Origin of the sequence: Paenibacillus sp. HB172176 (assembly GCF_011947265.1) — a bacterium.
Taxonomy (GTDB): Bacteria; Bacillota; Bacilli; order Paenibacillales; family Paenibacillaceae; genus Pristimantibacillus.
Genome location: NZ_JAATHD010000029.1, coordinates 1 through 20,034, shown reverse-complemented (window position 1 = coordinate 20,034; position 20,034 = coordinate 1). Strand labels below are relative to the sequence as shown.

The 20,034-nt window shown below is 54.6% G+C and carries 13 protein-coding genes and 1 rRNA gene; 12 read left to right on the top strand and 2 right to left on the bottom strand.

Annotated elements, in window-relative coordinates; genetic code table 11:
- Positions 1-57: 57 nt before the first annotated feature.
- The 3 genes from uvrB (at position 58) to HFP08_RS25200 (ending at position 5,335) form a co-directional block, all read left to right on the top strand.
- Positions 58-2,052: an excinuclease ABC subunit UvrB gene (uvrB, locus tag HFP08_RS25210; RefSeq protein ID WP_240941857.1), complete on the top strand. Its 1,995-nt coding sequence runs from the start codon at positions 58-60 to the stop codon at positions 2,050-2,052.
- A gap of 31 nt (positions 2,053-2,083) precedes the next feature.
- A complete protein-coding gene (gene uvrA / locus HFP08_RS25205) occupies positions 2,084-4,969 on the top strand; it encodes an excinuclease ABC subunit UvrA (RefSeq protein WP_168123440.1) in 2,886 nt (961 codons plus the stop codon).
- A gap of 147 nt (positions 4,970-5,116) precedes the next feature.
- Positions 5,117-5,335, top strand: coding sequence for a hypothetical protein (locus HFP08_RS25200; RefSeq protein WP_168123401.1), 219 nt, complete (start codon positions 5,117-5,119; stop codon positions 5,333-5,335).
- Positions 5,336-5,446: 111 nt separating this feature from the next.
- Here the strand turns inward: HFP08_RS25200 and HFP08_RS25195 are convergent, their stop codons facing one another.
- Both HFP08_RS25195 and HFP08_RS25190 read right to left on the bottom strand, forming a co-directional pair.
- Positions 5,447-5,866 (bottom strand): DUF2500 domain-containing protein, encoded by a 420-nt coding sequence (locus tag HFP08_RS25195; protein ID WP_168123400.1) that lies wholly within the window; start codon positions 5,864-5,866, stop codon positions 5,447-5,449.
- A 265-nt stretch (positions 5,867-6,131) separates the two neighbouring features.
- Entirely contained in the window at positions 6,132-7,100 is a 969-nt protein-coding gene (locus HFP08_RS25190) for a sugar phosphate isomerase/epimerase family protein (protein ID WP_168123399.1), read from the bottom strand.
- Positions 7,101-7,376: 276 nt separating this feature from the next.
- Here HFP08_RS25190 and HFP08_RS25185 point away from each other — a divergent pair, with 276 nt between their 5' ends.
- The 9 genes from HFP08_RS25185 to HFP08_RS25145 form a co-directional block, all read left to right on the top strand.
- Positions 7,377-9,944, top strand: a complete 2,568-nt coding sequence (locus HFP08_RS25185) for a U32 family peptidase (RefSeq protein WP_168123398.1) — start codon at positions 7,377-7,379, stop codon at positions 9,942-9,944.
- A 2-nt stretch (positions 9,945-9,946) separates the two neighbouring features.
- Positions 9,947-10,234 (top strand): hypothetical protein, encoded by a 288-nt coding sequence (locus tag HFP08_RS25180; protein ID WP_168123397.1) that lies wholly within the window; start codon positions 9,947-9,949, stop codon positions 10,232-10,234.
- 79 nt (positions 10,235-10,313) lie between these two features.
- Entirely contained in the window at positions 10,314-10,907 is a 594-nt protein-coding gene (locus HFP08_RS25175; protein WP_168123396.1) for an RNA polymerase sigma factor, read from the top strand.
- Positions 10,888-11,370 (top strand): hypothetical protein, encoded by a 483-nt coding sequence (locus HFP08_RS25170; protein ID WP_168123395.1) that lies wholly within the window; start codon positions 10,888-10,890, stop codon positions 11,368-11,370. Before HFP08_RS25175 ends, HFP08_RS25170 begins: the two co-directional genes overlap by 20 nt.
- Positions 11,367-12,950: a carboxypeptidase-like regulatory domain-containing protein gene (locus tag HFP08_RS25165; RefSeq protein ID WP_168123394.1), complete on the top strand. Its 1,584-nt coding sequence runs from the start codon at positions 11,367-11,369 to the stop codon at positions 12,948-12,950. Before HFP08_RS25170 ends, HFP08_RS25165 begins: the two co-directional genes overlap by 4 nt.
- 862 nt (positions 12,951-13,812) lie before the next feature.
- On the top strand, positions 13,813-14,526 hold the full coding sequence (gene pcrB / locus HFP08_RS25160) for a heptaprenylglyceryl phosphate synthase (RefSeq protein ID WP_168123393.1): 714 nt from the start codon (positions 13,813-13,815) through the stop codon (positions 14,524-14,526).
- A gap of 272 nt (positions 14,527-14,798) precedes the next feature.
- Positions 14,799-17,231 (top strand): DNA helicase PcrA, encoded by a 2,433-nt coding sequence (gene pcrA, locus HFP08_RS25155; protein ID WP_168123392.1) that lies wholly within the window; start codon positions 14,799-14,801, stop codon positions 17,229-17,231.
- Between the two features lie 139 nt (positions 17,232-17,370).
- Entirely contained in the window at positions 17,371-19,365 is a 1,995-nt protein-coding gene (ligA, locus tag HFP08_RS25150) for an NAD-dependent DNA ligase LigA (protein WP_168123439.1), read from the top strand.
- Between the two features lie 349 nt (positions 19,366-19,714).
- Positions 19,715-20,034: ribosomal RNA gene (locus tag HFP08_RS25145) — 16S ribosomal RNA — on the top strand; the annotation flags it as partial.

Sequence of the window (20,034 nt, the reverse complement as noted above, 5' to 3'; positions counted from 1 at the left end):
TGACTGGGAAATGTTTATAATGTAGATATAGAGCTTGGAATGAGGAGGAGATTGGGAGTGACGGAAGCCGCGCAGGAAGAGAAGGTATTTGAGCTGTTGTCGGAATATTCGCCGCAGGGAGATCAGCCAAAGGCGATTCAGGCGCTGGTAGAAGGCGTGCAGAGCGGCAAGCGGCATCAGACGCTGCTCGGCGCAACAGGGACAGGCAAGACGTATACGATTGCGAACGCGATTCAGGAGCTTAATCGGCCAACCCTGGTTATCGCGCATAACAAGACGCTCGCCGCGCAGCTGTGCAGCGAGTTCAAGGCGTTCTTCCCGAATAACGCCGTCGAATATTTCGTGAGCTATTATGATTATTACCAGCCGGAAGCCTATATCCCCTCCACGGACACCTTCATTGAGAAGGATTCCAGCATCAACGACGAGATTGACAAGCTGCGCCACTCCGCGACCAGCGCGCTGTTCGACAGGCGGGATGTCATTATCGTCGCGAGCGTGTCCTGTATTTACGGTTTGGGATCGCCAACGGAATACGGCAGTCTGGTGCTCTCGCTTAGAGTCGGGATGGAGAAATCCAGGGAAGCGATTCTGCATAAGCTTGTTGATATTCAGTATCAGCGCAATGATATAAGCTTCACCCGCGGCACGTTTCGCGTGCGGGGAGATATCGTCGAGATCTTCCCGGTCGCGAACAACGAGCGAGCGATTCGCGTGGAGCTGTTCGGCGACGAGATCGAGCGAATCTCGGAGATTGATGTGCTGACCGGCGAGATTATGGGGGAGCGCGAGCATATCGCCATCTTCCCGGCCTCCCATTTCGTTACCCATGAGGAGACGATGAAGCTGGCGCTCGTGAACATCGAGCGGGAGCTTGAAGAGAGGCTGGCCGAGCTTCGGGAAGCGGGAAAGCTGCTGGAAGCCCAGCGTCTCGAGCAGCGCACTCGCTATGATCTGGAGATGATGGCGGAGATGGGCTTCTGCTCAGGCATCGAGAATTATTCCGGTCCGCTCACCTTCAGGGAGAGGGGGGCGACGCCGTACACGCTTCTCGATTATTTTCCGGAGGATATGCTCGTAGTCATCGATGAATCCCATGTGTCGCTGCCGCAAATTCGGGCGATGTTCAACGGCGACCGCGCGCGTAAGGAGATGCTGGTCAATCACGGCTTCCGCCTGCCTTCGGCGATGGACAACCGGCCGCTGCGCTTCGAGGAATTCGAAGAGAAGACGAAGCAGCTCATCTATGTATCCGCGACTCCGGGTCCTTACGAGCTGGAGCATTGCCCGACGATGATCGAACAGATTATCCGTCCGACAGCGCTGGTCGACCCGATTATCGATGTTAGGCCTTCGAAGGGTCAAATCGACGATTTGCTGCACGAAATCCGCGATCGCATTGCGAAGGACGAGCGGGTGCTGGTTACGACGCTGACGAAGAAAATGGCGGAGGATTTGACGGACTACTTGAAGGAAGTCGGCATCAAGGTCAGATATTTGCATTCGGATATCAAGACGCTCGAGCGGCTGGCAATCCTGCGCGATCTCAGGCTCGGCGTGTTCCATGTGCTGATCGGCATCAATCTGCTGAGAGAAGGGCTCGACTTGCCGGAGGTGTCGCTTGTGTCGATCCTGGACGCTGACAAGGAAGGCTTCCTCCGCTCCGACCGTTCGCTTATTCAGACGATCGGACGAGCGGCGCGGAACAGCGAAGGCCGAGTCATCATGTATGCCGACAAGATAACGGATTCCATGGATCGGGCGATTAAGGAAACCGAACGTCGGCGTTCCATCCAGCTTGCTTATAATGAAGAGCATGGCGTGCAGCCGCAAACGATCAGGAAGAAAATTCATGCCGTCATCGAGGCGACCAAGGTTGCCGAGCAGAAGGCGGATTACCTGACGGGGGCGGAAGGCAAGCTGTCGAAGAAGGAGCGTCAGGCGTTGATCGAGCGCTTGGAGAAGGAAATGAAGGATGCGGCGAAAGGCCTGCAATTCGAACGAGCGGCAGAGCTTCGTGACGCTTTGCTGGAGCTTCGAGCCGAGCAATAGAGAGAAGAAGAAGGATAGAGGAGGAGAAGCGGTGGCAAGCGACAAGATCGTAGTGAAGGGCGCAAGAGCCCATAATTTGAAAAATATCGACGTAACCATCCCGCGCGACAAGTTTGTGGTGTTAACGGGTCTTAGCGGCTCCGGCAAATCATCGCTCGCGTTCGATACCATCTATGCCGAAGGACAGCGGCGGTATGTGGAATCGCTGAGCGCTTATGCGCGGCAGTTCCTGGGCCAGATGGAGAAGCCGGATGTCGATTCGATAGAAGGGCTGTCCCCTGCCATCTCGATCGATCAGAAGACGACCAGCCGCAATCCGCGGTCTACGGTCGGGACCGTGACGGAGATTTATGATTATCTGCGTCTGATGTTCGCGAGAGTCGGGAGGCCGCATTGTCCGGAGCATGGCATTGAGATTACTTCGCAGACCGTCGAGCAGATGGTCGACCGAATTATGGAGTACGGAGAGAAGACGAAGCTTCAGATTCTCGCTCCGCTTGTATCCGGACGCAAGGGAGAGCATGCGAAGCTCTTGGCGGATATCCAGAAGCAGGGCTATGTTCGCGTGCGGATAGACGGGGAGCTGCGCGAGCTCAGCGAGAAGATCGAGCTGGAGAAGAATAAGAAGCATTCCATCGAGGTCGTTATTGACCGTATCGTAGTGAAGCCTGATATCGAGAGCCGCCTTGCCGATTCGCTCGAAACGGCGCTTAAGCTTGCCGATGGACGGGTGCTGGTCGACGTGATGGAGAAGGAGGAGCTGCTGTTCAGCTCCAATCTGGCATGTCCCGTATGCGGCTTCAGCATTGAAGAGCTTGCGCCGCGCATGTTCTCCTTCAACAGCCCATACGGCGCATGTCCGGATTGCGACGGCCTTGGCGCGAAGATGATCGTGGATCCGGAGCTGCTTGTGCCGGATAAGAGCAAATCCGTTGCGGACGGAGGCTTTCTGGCATGGGCCGGCAGCACGTCGAATTATTACCCGCAGTTTCTGAGCGCGGTCTGCGAGCATTACGATATTCCGCAGGATGCTCCGATTTCGAAGCTGTCGCCGGAGCAGATGAAGAAGATTCTGTACGGAACGGGAGGCGAGAGAGTTCGCTTTCTCTATGAGAATGATTTCGGCCACAGGAAGGAAGCATACGTGCCGTTCGAAGGCGTTGTGAACAATCTGGAGCGGCGCTATCGCGACACGGCTTCCGATATGATGCGGGAGCATATCGAGAATTATATGAGCGCGAAGCCTTGCGAAGGCTGCAAGGGGCAGCGTCTGCGCAAGGAGAGTCTTGCGGTTACCATTAACAACGAGAACATCGCGTACGTGACTTCGCTCTCCATCGGGGATGCGAAGCGATACTTCAGCTCGCTTGATCTGACGGAGAAGGAGCAGACCATCGCTCATTTGATCCTGAAGGAGATTAACAGCCGATTGGGCTTCCTTGTCAACGTAGGCTTGGAGTATCTGTCTTTGAGCCGGGCGGCAGGGACTTTGTCCGGCGGCGAGGCGCAGCGCATTCGACTGGCTACACAGATTGGTTCGAGCCTTATGGGCGTGTTATATATTCTGGATGAACCGAGTATCGGTCTGCATCAACGGGACAATGATCGCCTGATCGAGACGCTCGAGCATATGAGGGATCTCGGCAACACGTTGATCGTGGTCGAGCATGACGAAGATACGATGATGGCAGCGGATCATATTATTGATATTGGACCCGGAGCGGGCATTCACGGCGGTCATGTGATCGCGCAGGGCACGCCCCAAGAAGTGATGAAGGACGAGAGCTCCTTGACTGGTCAATATCTGAGCGGCAAGAAATTCATCGAGGTTCCAATGGAACGCCGTGCGACAGGAGAGAAGTGGCTGGAGGTTCGCGGCGCCAAGGAGAATAATCTGCGCAATGTGAATGTGAAGATTCCGCTTGGCGTGTTCACGGCGGTGACCGGCGTATCCGGTTCGGGCAAATCGACTTTCGTGAACGAAATCTTGTACAAGACGCTCGCAAGAGACTTGAACAAGGCGACGAAGGTTCGGCCAGGGCAGTACAAGGAGCTTCGGGGTATCGAGCATCTGGAGAAGGTCATCGATATCGATCAATCCCCGATTGGCAGAACGCCGCGCTCGAATCCGGCGACCTATACCGGTGTATTCGATGATATTCGGGATCTCTACGCCAGCACGAATGAGGCGAAGGTGCGGGGCTACAAGAAAGGCCGTTTCAGCTTTAATGTGAAGGGCGGACGCTGCGAGGCATGCCGCGGCGACGGCATCATCAAAATTGAGATGCATTTCCTGCCGGATGTCTACGTGCCTTGCGAGATCTGCAAGGGCAAGCGATACAACCGCGAGACGCTCGAGGTCAAATATAAAGGGAAGAATATTTCGGAAGTGCTGGATATGACGATCGAGGACAGCTGTACGTTCTTCGAGAATATTCCTCGAATTCATCGCAAGGTGAACACCTTGCTTGATGTAGGACTAGGCTATATGAAGCTGGGTCAGCCTGCCACCACATTGTCTGGCGGGGAGGCGCAGCGCGTGAAGCTGGCCGCCGAGCTTTACCGGCGCAGCACGGGCAAGACGCTCTACATTCTGGACGAGCCGACAACAGGTCTGCATGTTCATGATATCGATCGCTTGCTGCATGTGCTGCATCGCTTAGTCGATTCGGGAGAATCAGTGCTCGTCATTGAGCATAATCTCGATGTAATCAAGACGGCGGATTATTTGATCGATCTTGGACCGGAGGGCGGCACGGGCGGCGGCACAATCGTGGCGACCGGAACGCCGGAGCAGGTCATCAAGGTGAAGGAATCGTACACGGGCAAATATTTGCAGCCGGTATTGGATCGCGATCGCCAACGTACAAACGAACGTTATCAGCGGGAAGGTATGGCGGAAACGATAAAATCATAAGCTGCCGGACATAGAGCATGCTGGGGCTGGGCAACATAAATTCGTGACAAAGTTGTTAAGATTACACATTCGGACTTGCAACAGAGGCGTCAAAAAGCTAACATATATGATAATGAGGCTACGTGTGATAAAGAGGAGGTCCCTGTAATGTTTTTGGCAGAAGAAGCAGCAAAGGCATCGACAAGCACCATTGATCCGTTTGACTGGTTTATGCTCGCATTTACCGTAATCATCGCAATCGGTTTTGTTCGTTTGCTGATGGTGCGTCCGAAGAAGAACGTATTTGCAATCGGTTTTACAACCGTCGCGCTTGCTATGTTTTTGTTTATCGATTACGTGATGATTTTCAAGATTTGGACGGCTTAGCAGGCAATCGAACCAGGCTAATGGAAGAGGAAACAGCTTGCAGGGAATGCTCCCGGCAGGCTGTTTTTGTGTTGTTTGAGGAAAGGGAAGAAATCCGGTGAATACAGCGAGTCAAGATTGTCCGGTATTCCGCTCGAACGCTACAATCCATTCTCCCTTTGTAAGCGCATAGCCGGTATCGCCTTCGGCAACGAGGCCGTACAGCTTCTTCACATCGAGAAATTCTCTGCGGGAGCCATTGTCGAATTCCAAGGTGATATAATAATCCGTTCGGGATGAGCCCGAGCTGTGCGAGATGCCGCTGTCTCCATGGTGATGATGCCCCGATGAGCCGCTTACCTCCATCCGCTTCGATATAATGCGCGCGTAAGAGCTGATTTCCTCTGATTTTGCATTGCGGGCATAACGTACAATGGAGAAGATAATGCCGCCGATAATCAGTGCGAAGACGAGAAAGAAGAAGATCGGGAAGAGAGAGAACATCAGGTCGAAGCTTGAGCCCCCCGGTGTTGGATTGAATCCGCCGCCCATATGCATAACCTCCTATAGCTGTTTTGATACAAAGTAAGTACGTGGATGCGCTGGGAAAAGTTGCAACCAAGGTGAAACGGCCGTGCTTTTATGGCGGCGAGATGTGTTTCATTCCGGGCATTTCTAAGCACTGATGAGGTTCAAACATATCAAACTTGGCATGAGAAAAAGGGAGGCGTGATCGCCCCCCTGATAGCTGAATATTCGCTAAATGCCCTCATAGCAGAGCTCAGTCGCTATGTTTCGCGCGGTGAAGCTAGGAGCTTTAAACCCACCACATCTCGCCCAGCGGTTCGCGGATGAGCACGCCTTTCAAATTCTCGACGGCTTTCGTGAAGCCTTCGTCAACGGACATCAAGCCGTCTTCATGCTCGATGCTGACGACATAATCGTAGCCAACGAGACGAAGGGCGCTTATAATGTCCGCCCATACCTTCATGTCATGGCCGTAGCCGACGGTGCGGAACTGCCAAGCGCGATCCAGCATAAGCGCGTAGGACTGCATGTCCGTTACACCGTGGCTGTTCACGTTGATAGGGTCGATCGTGGTATCCTTCGCATGGAAGTGATGGATTGCGCCGGCGCGGCCAAGGATATGAACGGCTTGCACCGGATCAATGCCCTGCCACCACATATGGCTCGGATCAAGGTTAGCGCCGATTGCATTGCCTGCCGCTTCGCGAAGGCGAAGCATCGTAGCCGGGCTGTGCACGGAGAAGCCGCCATGCAGCTCAAGACCGATCTTCACGCCGGCCTTCTCCGAAATGCCATTGATCTCGGACCAATAAGGAATAACCTTCTCTTCCCATTGCCATTTCAGAATTTCTTGGTAATCATTAGGCCATGGAGCGACCGGCCAGTTCGGATATTTCGCATCCTCATGATCGCCCGGGCAGCCCGAGAATGTATTCACAACGCCTACTTCAAGGCGGTTTGCAAGCTCGATTGTTTTGCGAATGGTCGCGTCATCGGCGGAGGCAAGCGCCTTCTGCGGGTGAAGCGGGTTGCCGTGGCAGCTAAGCGCGCTGATCATCAGTCCGCGGGATTCCACTGCGTCTTTGAATGCTTTCAGCTTGCCGGCGTCCCCGAGCAGGGTGTCCGGATCGCAATGCGCGTTGCCCGGATATCCGCCCGTGCCGATTTCGATGGCGTCAAGGCCCTTGGAAGCGATATAATCTAGTGATTCTTCGAACGATTTTTGTGCGAAAAGCACGCTGAATACGCCTAATTTCATTGTTTTAATACCCTCCCGAATCCATGAAATGGATTATAATCAAAACCGCTATTAGTATACCACTTATTGCGAATTGAACACATATCCTTGTATGGATTTTGGCAAAATTGCATAATAACTAGGCAAAAGCGGCATGAGAGGCGATGTGCTGGCAACAATGTATGGTAGAATAGCGATGCGGGGTTTGGTACACTGAGGGTAACGACGCAAGACAGACGGCAATGATTATAAAGTGCGCAAAATGCTGAATAAAGGCGCCGAGAGGAATTGGAACACATGACAGAATCAACATTAACAAGATCACATATAGAATTACTGGCTCCGGCTGGAGACTGGGATTGCATGCGCGCGGCTGTCGCGAACGGAGCGGACGCAATCTTCTTTGGGGTGGAGAAGTTCAATGCTCGCGCCCGCGCGAACAATTTCCGGAGCGAGGAGCTGCCGGAGATTATGGCTTTCTTGCATACGTATGGCGTGAAGGGCTTCCTGACCTTCAATATACTCGTATTCGAGGACGAGCTTCGCGATGCGCAGCGACTTATCGAGATGTGTATCGAGGCCGGCGTTGACGCGGTTATTGTGCAGGATCTGGGACTGGTGAAGCTTATTCGCGAGCTGTCGCCGGACTTTCCGATCCATGGCTCGACGCAGATGACGATTACTTCGCCGGAGGCGGTGGAGTTCACGAAGCCGTTCGATATCGAGAGAGTCGTGCTTGGACGCGAAAATAATCTGAAGCAAATCCGTACGATTGGCGAGCAAGCGAAGCTGCCGATGGAGGTGTTCGTGCATGGCGCATTATGCGTCTCCTATTCGGGTCAATGTCTCACCTCCGAGATGTGGGGCGGACGCTCGGCGAACAGAGGCGAATGCGCTCAGGCCTGCCGCCTGCCGTATGATTTGATGGTCGACGGCGAGCATCAACCGATGGGAGACATAACGTATCTGTTGTCGCCGAAGGATCTGGCGGCAATCGATCTGGTGCCGGAGCTGATCGAAGCGGGCGTCACGTCGTTCAAGATTGAAGGGCGGCTCAAAAGCCCGGAATATGTGGCCAATGTCGTGAGCAAGTATCGGGCGGCGATCGACAAATATTTTGACGGCGACGACTCGAAGCCGTCGAAGGAGGATGTGCGCGAGCTGCAGCAAAGCTTCTCTCGCGGCTTCACGCATGGCTTTCTGGATGGGACGAACAACAAGAAGCTTGTGGAAGGAACGTTCCCGAAGAGCCGCGGCGTTTATCTCGGCAAGGTGGAGCGCGTCATGAGAGACGCGGTGACGATCAGGCTGAACGCGCCGGTGAAGCGAGGCGACGGCATCGTCTTCGACGCCGGCGACCCGACGAAGAAGGAAGAGGGCGGCCGCGTCTATGATCTTCGCCGGCAAGGCGTGAAGCTCGAGGGCGAGGCGGCTGAAGGCACGCTGATTGAGCTCGTCGCTGGACGAAATGATGTGGATTTGCGCAAGGTGCATGTCGGCGACCGCGTTTGGAAGACGAGCGATCCCGCGCTGGACAAGCGCCTCAGGGCGACCTTCGAGACGGAGAAGCCGTATCGCGTCTTCCCGCTTCATGTCCGCGTGGCTGGACGGGCGGGCGAGCCGATGCGCACATGGTGGACGGATGTGCAGAAGGGCGAGACGGTGGAGCTTGCCTCCGAGCTGTTGCTCGAGCAAGCGCAGAAGCGGCCGATGGATAAGGCGCTGCTGCAGGATCAGCTTGGCCGATTGGGAGGAACCGTGTATCAGCTGGAGGAACTGAAGGTGGAGCTGGAAGGCGAGGTTATCCTGCCGATTCGCGAGTTGAATCGTCTGCGCCGCGAAGCAGTGGAGAAGCTTGCGGGAGAACGGCCGAAGCCGCCGAAGTATGTGTTGCGCGAGGTAGACGCTTTCGCGGACGCGGTGGACAACAAAGCAGGCAGTTTGCCGGAGGTGAATGTAGACGGCAATCTGAACGCTTCTGGAGCATCCTCTGCCAGTCGTCGCGCGCCAGAGCTGACCGTGCTCTGCCGCAGCCTCGCCCAGGTGGAAGCTGCGATCGAGGCGAATGCGTCATACATTTATGCCGACTTCGAATTTATCAAGCAATTCCCGGCGGCGGTGGAAGCGGCTCGGCGTGCGCACACGCCGATTGCGCTGGCGACGCCGCGCATTCACATGCCGGGAGAGAACGGCTATCATGCCAACATACTGAAGCTGAAGCCGGACGCGGTGCTGATTCGCAACACCGGCGCGCTCTACTATTATTTGCGCGCCCGCGCTTTGAAGCCCGGAGAGCCGTTCCCTAAGCTGATTGGCGACTTTTCGCTTAATGTGGCTAATCATAAAGCGGTTCAACTATTCAGCGAGGCGGGATTGGATCTCATCACGCCGTCCTACGATTTGAACATTCAGCAGATGGTCGATCTGCTCGAGCGTTCGGATACGTCCAAGCTGGAGGTCGTCATTCATCAGCATCTGCCGATGTTCCATACCGAGCATTGCGTCTACTGCACCTTCATGAGCGAAGGAACGGACTTCACAAACTGCGGACGTCCTTGCGAGGAGCACCGCGCTTCGCTGCAGGACCGAATCGGCATGTCCCACCCGGTCAGAGTCGATGAAGGCTGCCGAAATACCGTCTATAACGCGATTGAGCAATCCGGAGCCGAATATATCCGCAATTTCGTTCAGCTTGGCGTATCCAGCTTCCGGGTAGAATTCCTCGAGGAATCGAAAGAGCAGGTTCAAAAGGTGCTCGGTCTGTATCGAGACGCGCTCGACGGTCGCATTAGCGGCACGCAGGTGTGGCGCAGCCTGAAGGCGACGAATCAGCTTGGGGTTACTCGAGGGCAATTGGTGAAATAATAATGAAGGCTCGTTATGGAATAACGGCGGAACGAGCAAGGCTGATGGAAGCAGATAGCAAACAACAAACAACAAACAACAAACAACAAACAACAAACAACAAACAACAAACAACAAACAACAAACAAACAGCAGCTCCCCGGCTTCAATCGAAGTTGGGGAGTTTTTTCTCATTCGGTGCAACCCGAATAGGTTGTATAGGCATCTATATACATAGAACGCAACGAGCGGTCGGCGAATGGCAGTTATGGATCAACGACAGTATTGGCAAGATCGTTCATCTTTTATGACATAAAGTATCTGCTATATAGGTCATGTATGGATTAATGATGGCAGGAGAGAAGAAAGCAATGGCGGGCAGGTGGGGGAATGAGTGAAGAGGGACAAATGATACAGATGCTGCGCCGAGGCGATCACCTTGCCTTGGAGGGGCTGATGAATCGGTTTGGCACAGATGTGCTGCGCACAGCGGCGCTTCTGCTGAAGGACCGCCACTTGGCGGAGGACGTGAGTCAGGAGGCATTCCTTCAAGCGTTTCAACGCATCTCTCAGTTCAGAGGCGAGGGTACCCTTCGAGGCTGGCTGCTGCAAATCACGGTTAATTTGTGCCGGGCTCGAATGCGGCGGGCTTCCTGGAGAAGGCTGCTCTTTCCCGGAGAGCGGGGAGGGGCAGATAAGACTGCGGGCTCTGCCGAACAGCCAATCCTGTCTGCCGAGCTGGCGGAGCCTGGATCTACGAGACACATGGATGGCATGACGCTTCGTCAGGAAGTGGAGAGCTTGCCGAGAAAGTATCGCGAGGTCGTGGTTTTGTATTATTTTCAAGAGCTGACGGTGAAGGAAATAGTGGTTGTGCTAGGCGAGGCGGAGGGCACGATCAAGAGCAAGCTGAGCAGGGCGAGAGGTCTGCTGAAGCAGCAATTGGAGGAGGGAGGCTGGGAGCATGGGCAATCGCTCGGATGAAAACGGAATGGCGGGCAAACCTGCCAAAGTGAGCAAAAATCGCGCTTATGACAGAAACGCAGATAATCGTGAAAGGCTAACGAGGAGGGCATTCAATTGTAAAACAGGAAGTGAAAGCTGGAGAGAGGAGCTTAACAAGGAGTTGTCCCCTTTGCAGTTCAATGATCGAATGAAGCGGGAGGTACTTCAACGGGCCAAGCCGCAGCCTTCCTTCTGGAATCGCGAAATATCGATTCCTCTGCCGGTCGGCTTTCTCCTCCTTCTGCTTCTGCTGGCTGCTCCGGTGTCGGTGGGCATACATTTCATGCAAATACAGGTCTCTCCTGGCACAAGCGCAATTCCGCTGCGGAATCATGATCATGAAGTGGCAATGGATTCGGCGTTTTCGAGCGAAACTAAGGAAATTTATGGAAATTTATTCTTCAAGCGCGATTTGACGACGGGATGGGAGGATGCGCGATGAACAGCTTGCGAATACGCATGAAGATTAAGACGTTTGCGGCTGTTCTGGGGCTCCTCCTCCTGATGGGGATGGGCTGGTTCGCATATAGCCAGCTGCCATCGCTTCTGTATTATAACGGCTATGAGCAGCAGCTGATGAAATGGTTCCCGAAGAGCGAATATGGGAAGCGGGCAGCGCAAGCTTTCGCTTACGACTACTATAAAGACTATAATTTCTATCAAGATGATCATGTATTCATAGGAGCAGACGGCAGCTATGGGACTTCTTCCGTAGTGGGCGTGAATCAGGAACAGGCAGATCTGGATGAGGGAATTGGGCTGCTTGAGGGTTATCTCTCGGAGCATGGGGAGCTGGAGCGATCAAGCGGGTTCCTGCATGTGCTTGCCTGGTTATATCTGCGTGTAGATGATTGGGATCGGGCCGAGGAATTATTCCGGCAAGAGCTGGATCTGAGCGGGTCTGACGGAAATGCAATGGAGGCGAAAGCCTGGATTGAAATTCTTGAATCTCGAACGTTGAGGCTGGGAGAGACTCCATCGATTCAAGGTGAGCTGAAGGTAGGAGGAAGAGCAGAGCCGAATGCGTATGTGGTGCTGCAGGCCGCGGAGGACAATGGTTGGGACTCGAATCCTGTCATGTTTCATCCCATGACGATAACGGATGCGCAAGGTCGATATCGCTTCTATGACGTCGAGCCGGGTGAGTATAAGCTGCGCGTTGGTCTCTTGTCGTCGAGGCTCGAAGCGTATTCGCTGTCTGAGCCGCAGGAGAAAACCGTGCAAGTCGTAGCGGGTGCGGATGATGCGGCGGCATTCGACTTCAACTTCCTGCCGCGAGCCGTTGCGAAGGCTCCCGCGAATAAGGAAACGATAACAGGCGACGTGCTTCGCTTCGAATGGGAGCCTTACGAGGGGGCGGCCTTCTACCGAATCAACCTCGTGACTCTGATCCGAGATGGAGACGGCGATGTTTCTGGATCGGGCAGTCGTCCGTTACCTGGCGATTATGAAGGTACGGAAGCCGTCTTCTCCCTCGAAGAACTTCGCGCGCAACAAATAGGACAGACAAGATCCTATGACTCCGAAGGCAATATCGGCTATTCGCCGGATTCTTTGCTGGGTCCGGCGTATCCCGGCGGCGAGTTCATGTGGTCGGTGGATGCTTTTGATGAGCGTGGATTGAAGCTGTCGAGCTCGGGAGGGACATTCCTGGGCGGTGATCGGCGAATGCCCTTGTTCCGACTATGGGATGAAGGTATGCAGGAGGGCGACCGTCTGGTCGTAGCCGGGAAGTACAAGGAAGCGATTCAGGCTTATGAACGGGAAGGCAATGATCCTCATGCGCTGCGTGTTCTTGCGAGGATTACGGAAGAAGGGACGAAGAAGGGCGAAGCGGACGCAGATAAGGCATTAGCCTATCTGGAGCGCATACAAGAGCCGACCGAAGCGGATCTTTCGGAGATGGAACGGCTGCGCGAGAAGATGGCATCGGCCGCAGCGATTGATGGGATCGGCAGTAGGGAGAGCGCGGCGCATGACTTGCAGCTCCTGAATGCGTATCAGAAAGAAAAGCATGAATGATTTTATTTGAGTAAAATTTTCCCATGAGTTGTGCGGTGAAAGTGTGTCGGCAGGCTTTTGTTCATTATCCCTTTGGCTCAGGAACGAATTTAATGCTCCTAACGCTCTTAATGAGGCTGTCGATTCATAATGGACGGTATCGTTTTTATTCATCTTATAGCGTATAAAATTTCGATGGAAATGAATGCTTGCGACGGTAAAGGACATTTTCGAAGACCGCTAGCTGGTTTTTAAGGACATCCGCGACCGTTACGCGACGATATCCACGATTTTCAGAATGTAAGGGTCGCATTTGACCGTTAGCGTCAGAAATTAGGGTTGAACCCCCTCATTACCTCCCCTTACGGTCATCCGCGACCGTTAAAATACCCGTTAGGCGTGATTACGGCTTCTTACGGTCAATGGTGACCGTTACGCTACACGCCTTGTGTTGCGTTACACGTATTGCGTTGCGCGACACACCTTGGTCAAATGGCCACATGCTCACGGACTCACAATGAATCGGCAGCCTCCTAATGTTCCTCCAAGTGCTCCAAGTGCTCCTAATTCCCCTCCTTTGTTAACGATCAAACTGGGGAAGCGAGCCGGTTGGGTCCGGTAGGCGGTTATGCTGGATTCGGGTAAGCCGGTGGATTGCCAATGCAAAGTGCATGCTGGTCCAATAGGTTGGTAAGGAAAGATTCCTAATGGTCCAGGTTAAGCGCAATAGGAGAGTTCTTCCTGATTTAAGGGGAGAGTGCTTCCAGGCGGCGTACTTCCAGACCGTGCTGTTGACAGTCTGCCCGCCCTGACTTAGCATAGAGAGGTTGGCTAATATGAACGGGCTATTGAAGAGTGAGGATAAAGCGAGGCGTACGAGTAGATGAATGGAAATTGGCATTCCCATTGGCGGCATGTGTTCAAGCTGGACCCGGAGAGGGATATATCCGATGAAGCGCTGGAGGCGGTCTGCCTATCCGGCACGGACGCAATCATCGTTGGCGGTTCGAGCGGCGTGACGTTCGAAAATACCGTGGAGCTGATGTCGCGCATCCGGCGCTATGAGGTGGATTGCGCGCTGGAGGTTTCCACCCTGGATGGAGCGGTGCCCGGCTTCGACGGCTACTTCGTGCCGCTGGTGCTGAACACCGATCGTGCGGAGTGGATTCTCGGACATCAGCTTGAAGGTCTGCGGGAATATGGCTCCTTTGTTCCGTGGGAGGAGACGGCGGCTCAGGGTTATATTATTTTGAACGGGGAGGCTACAGCGGCGAAGCTTACCGGAGCGAAGACGGCGCTGACGGAAGAGGAGTTGGTCGCGTGCGTGCGAATGGCGGATCGGCTGATGCGCTTGCCCGTTGTTTATCTCGAATATAGCGGACGGTTCGGCGAGATGGCTATGCTCCGAGCGGCTAAGAGGGCGGTGAACGGAGCGCAGCTGTTCTATGGCGGCGGCATCGATTCACCGGAGAAGGCGGCTGAGGCTGCGGCGTTGGCGCAAACGGTCGTCGTGGGGAATGTGTTGTATGTCGATTTGGTGGCTGCTCTGGCAACGGTCGGCGCGGTGAAGAAGGTTGACGGGATTAATCGTTTATAACATGAAATAGTAAACAGGGCCGGGTTCATGCTCCTGAATGCGAATGGGCGGATAGTGTGAGGCATATGGAATCGTAAAATACATGCGAGATAGTATAGCAGCTTTGGGCAGACGCCCAAGGCTGCTTTCTTTTTCGAGAAGCGCGGGAGCCTGGGCGGAACGCTGGACTCCGCCCGGGTCGGGCTTTTGCCGGAAATGGGAAATTGACAGGTTTACGGTCCTTCTTTAAACTGTGAATAGGCGAACAAAATGGCGAACAAAGGAGTCCAATCATGTTCAATCGAATTGATATTGAAGAAGCGGTGAAGAAGCTGAATCCGCCGCAGCAGGAGGCGACCAAGACGACGGACGGGCCGCTGCTGATCATGGCCGGAGCGGGCAGCGGCAAGACGCGCGTGCTGACGCATCGCATTGCTTACTTAATAGAGAAGAAACGAGTAGCGCCATGGAGCATTCTGGCGATTACCTTCACGAATAAAGCGGCAAGAGAAATGCAGGAGCGGGTCAGCGCGCTGGTCGGCCCGTCCGGCAGGGATATCTGGGTGTCGACCTTCCACTCTATGTGTGTACGCATCTTGAGGAAGGATATTGACCGGATCGGGTTCAACTCGAACTTCTCGATTCTCGACTCCTCCGATCAGCTCTCCGTTATCCGCAATTGCATGAAGGAAATGAACATGGATACGAAGAAGCTGGAGCCGAAGGCGGTGCAAGCCGCCATGAGCAGCGCGAAGAACGAGCTGATTTCTCCGCAGCGGTTCGAGGAGAAGGTCGGGGATTATTTTGACGGCATTGTGGCCAAGGTATACGCGCTCTACCAGAAGAAGCTGAAGAGCAACAACTCGCTCGACTTCGACGACCTGATCATGATGACGATTCGGCTGTTTAAGGAAGTGCCGGAGGTGCTTGACTTCTATCAGAACAAGTTCCGCTACATTCATGTGGACGAATATCAGGATACGAACCGGGCGCAATATATGCTTTGCCGGATGCTTGCGGACAAGCATCAGAATATTTGCGTCGTCGGAGACAGCGATCAGTCGATCTATCGCTGGCGCGGGGCGGATATTACGAATATTCTTAATTTCGAAAGCGACTATCCGAACGCGGTGACGATCATGCTCGAGCAGAATTACCGCTCCACCTCGAACATTCTCGACGCCGCGAATGCGGTGATCAAGCTTAACACGGGCCGCAAGCCGAAGAAGCTGTGGACGGAGCAGGGGCCGGGCGATATGATTTCGCTCTATCAGGCGGATTCGGAGCATGACGAGGGATATTTCGTCACGGGCGAGATTCAGAAGAATGTGCGCAAGGGCAAGAGGTACTCGGATCACGCCATTCTGTACCGCACGAACGCGCAATCCCGGGTCATCGAGGAAATTCTGATCAAGTCGGATATTCCGTATCAAATCGTCGGCGGCATTAAGTTCTACGACCGGAAGGAAATCAAGGATTTGCTTGCGTATCTGCGGCTTATCTCGAATCCCGACGATGATATCAGTCTGCGGCGCATCATAAATGTGCCGAAGCGGGGTATTGGCGATACGACAGTGGGCAAGCTGGAAGAAGAGGCCGCGCGAAGAGGCGTGTCGATCTATCAGGTGCTGGCGGATCTGGGCCACGGCGAGGTGGATGTGAACGGTCGGACTCGAACGCTGCTGGGCGAATTTTACGGACTTATCTATAATTTGACGGCGATGGTCGATTATTTGACGGTCAATGAGCTGGCGGAGAAAGTCATCGAATTGTCTCAGTACAAGCTGGAGCTGCAACGGGAGAATACGCTCGAATCCAAGGCCCGTGTCGAAAATATTGAAGAGTTCCTATCCGTCACCCAGGAGTTCGAGGAGCGGAACGAGGACAAGTCGCTGGTCGCTTTCCTGACGGATCTCGCGCTTATCGCGGATATCGACACCTTGGGCAAGGACGCCGAGGAGGAAGAGAAGAAGGATGACGACGCGATCGTTCTGATGACGATGCACAGTGCGAAGGGACTGGAATTCCCGGTCGTGTTCATCATCGGGATGGAGGAGTCGATCTTCCCGCACAGCCGCGCGCTGAATGACAACGAGGAGCTCGAGGAGGAGCGGCGTCTCGCTTACGTGGGCATCACCCGCGCCGAGGAGCGGCTGTACTTGACCTGCGCCCGGATGCGGACGATTTTCGGCCGGACGGGCATGAACCCGCCATCGCGCTTTCTGGAGGAAATCCCGGAAAGCGTGAGGGAGGCCGTGTCGACCGCGATCGGCGGTCGCGGCGGCAGTGGAGCAGGGGCGGGCGGCTTCGGTCGCCCCGCCCAGGACCGCTTCGGCGGCGGCGCTCCGCGAAGCGGCGCTTTCGCCGGCCGCGGCGGCGGTCCCGCCGCGCCTAGCGGCGCTGGCCGCACGCCCGGCTTCGGCGCGGGCAGCGGCAGGGCCGCCGCAGGCGGCCCTCAGAGCGGCGTGCGCGTCAGCTCGCCGCTCGACGCCGCGCGCGCGGCGCGGGGCGGGGCAGCGCCGGCCGGGCCTGGCGCTGCCGGAGCCGCCTCCGCCGGCGGAGGCAGCTTCGCCCCAGGCGACCGTGTTGCCCACGGCAAGTGGGGCGAAGGCACCGTCGTTGCCGTGAAGGGAACCGGCAACGACATGGAGCTGCAGATTGCCTTCCCTGCGCCGGTCGGCATCAAACGCTTGCTTGCCGGCTTCGCTCCGATTACGAAGCTGTAGCCGTCCGCAATCGCAACTGGCTGAGCAGCGCTATTTTAACGATGAACGTCAACTATTGCTTTATTGTGCCCTTGTGCCCGCAGATGAGAAATCAACTTAATGTCGAGGAGGATCATTCGTGAACGCTGCTTCAGATCGGATGAACGAGCTTATCGCTCTTATTACAGAGCACAATTATCAGTATTACACGTTGGATCAGCCAACGATCAGCGACGCCGAGTACGACAAGCTCTATGACGAGCTTGTCGCTTTGGAGTCCTCCGAGGGCATAACGCTGCCTCAATCTCCGACGCTCCGAGTTGGAGGCAAGCTTCTGAAGGGCTTCGAGCCGCATAAGCATCGGGCGCGCTTGTGGAGTCTGGACAAGGCGCAGAACGAGGAGGATTTGCTCGCCTGGCATGCGCGCGTGCAGAAGTCGGTGGGGGATTACAACGCCAAAAACCCCGATGCAGAGCCGCTTCCGCAGCCGACCTACGTGATCGAGCTGAAGTTCGACGGATTAACCTTGAACCTGACCTATGACGACGGCCAGCTCATCGAGGCTTCCACCCGGGGCAACGGCGTTGTCGGAGAGGGCATTTTGCCCCAGGTACGCACCATTCGATCCGTTCCTCTGACGATTCCATTCTCCGAGGGCATTATTGAAGTGCAGGGCGAGGGCATCATGGGCCTATCCACGCTGGCTCGATACAACGAAACCGCCGTCGAGCCGCTCAAGAACGCCCGCAACGCAGCGGCTGGAGCTCTTCGCAACTTAAATCCTGCCGTTACGCGCGAGCGAAAGCTTGACGCGTTCTTCTATAATATCGGTTTTGCCGACGGAGTCAGCTTTGAGAACCATCAGGAGATGCAGCAGTTTCTGCGCGACAATCGCTTCAAGGTCAATCCGTATGTGAAGTATGTCGATACGATTGAAGAGGTGCTGGCCGAGATGGCGGAAATCGTCCTGAAGCGGGAATCCTTCGACTATCTCATCGACGGCGCCGTGGTGAAGCTGACGGACATGAGAACGCGTGAAGCGCTGGGCTATACAGATAAATTCCCTCGCTGGGCGGTTGCTTACAAGTTCGAGGCGGAGGAAGCGACAACGATACTGGAGTCCGTTTCCTGGGAAGTAGGCCGCACTGGCAAAATAACCCCAGTCGCCCGAGTCGCAGCCGTCGAGCTCGCCGGAGTCACAGTCCAGAACTGCACCTTGAACAATATCGGCGACATTGAACGCAAAAATCTAAAGCATGCGCTCGGATCACTCGTGCTAATTCGCAGATCGAATGATGTCATTCCCGAAATTCTCGGGAAAGCCGGAGACGAACCCGGCGAAGAGATCGTCTTTCCTGAGGCTTGTCCTTCTTGCGGTACCGAGCTCGAGCAGCGGGGGGCTCATCTTTTCTGCAACAACAAGCTGGGCTGCCGTCCTCAAATCATAGGCAGAATTACGCATTTCGCCTCGCGCGACGCCATGGATATCGAATCGTTCAGCATTATGACCGCCGAACAGCTTTATTCAGACTGCGAGGTACGCGATCCTGCTGATCTCTATGCCTTAACCTTCGACGATCTGATCAAGCTGGAGCGATTTGGAGAAAAGAAGGCGCAGAAGCTGCTGGATGCGCTGGAGAAATCCAAGGAGCGAGACCTGGCGGCCTTTCTGTTCGCGCTGGGCATTCCGAATACCGGCAAGGCCACGACGAAGATGCTCGCGGATCATTACCGGGACCTTGACGCCATTATGTCCGCGAAGGCGGATGATCTGATCGGCTTGCCGGATATCGGCGGTATTGTAGCGGAGAGTATTGTAGGCTTCTTCGCGGATCCCGTCATGCAAGAGAGTATTTCACGTATGCGCGGTTACGGAGTGAAGGCGGAAGCTGAGCAGCAGCCGGAGGTGCGCGAGGATAGTGTGTTCAGCGGCAAGACGGTCGTGCTGACCGGCACTCTGCCGACGATGACTCGCGAAGAGGCAGCTCGCAGGCTTGAGGCTTGTGGAGCGAAGATTACGGGCAGTGTTTCGAAAAAAACCGATTTCGTCGTTGCGGGGGAAAGCGCTGGAAGCAAGCTAACCAAAGCGCGTGATCTTGGCATCACGGTCATTGACGACGAGGCGGAGCTGCTTCGATTGCTGGGCGAGGAATAGTTGAAATCTTCTTAAAGTTAGAAGACGGTCCTGGTTCAATGCTGGGCCGTCTTCTTTTGTTTAGAACCGTATTTGGACGAGTTTTTTAAAAGCCTCAAAAAATAGTTTGCATTCATTTTTTTGTTATGGTATATTATTTCTTGTCGCTTCGGGGACATCAACGTCAAAGCCAATTACACTTTCTAAAAGAAATGAAAAAAAGCTTGACGAAGCTGCTCGAAGATGATAAAGTATCATCTTGTGACGACGAGAGTCGTAACAACAAGTTCCTTGAAAACTGAACAAATGGATCACGTCAAAATCCATGTTTTTTAAAAGCTAGTTAAGAAATGAGCAAGTCAATCTTTCTTTTATGGAGAGTTTGATCCTGGCTCAGGACGAACGCTGGCGGCGTGCCTAATACATGCAAGTCGAGCGGAGTTACACCTTCGGGTGTAGCTTAGCGGCGGACGGGTGAGTAACACGTAGGTAACCTGCCTGTAAGACTGGGATAACATTCGGAAACGAATGCTAATACCGGATACACGGTTTGATCGCATGGTCGAACCGGGAAAGACGGAGCAATCTGTCACTTATAGATGGACCTGCGGCGCATTAGCTAGTTGGCGGGGTAACGGCCCACCAAGGCGACGATGCGTAGCCGACCTGAGAGGGTGATCGGCCACACTG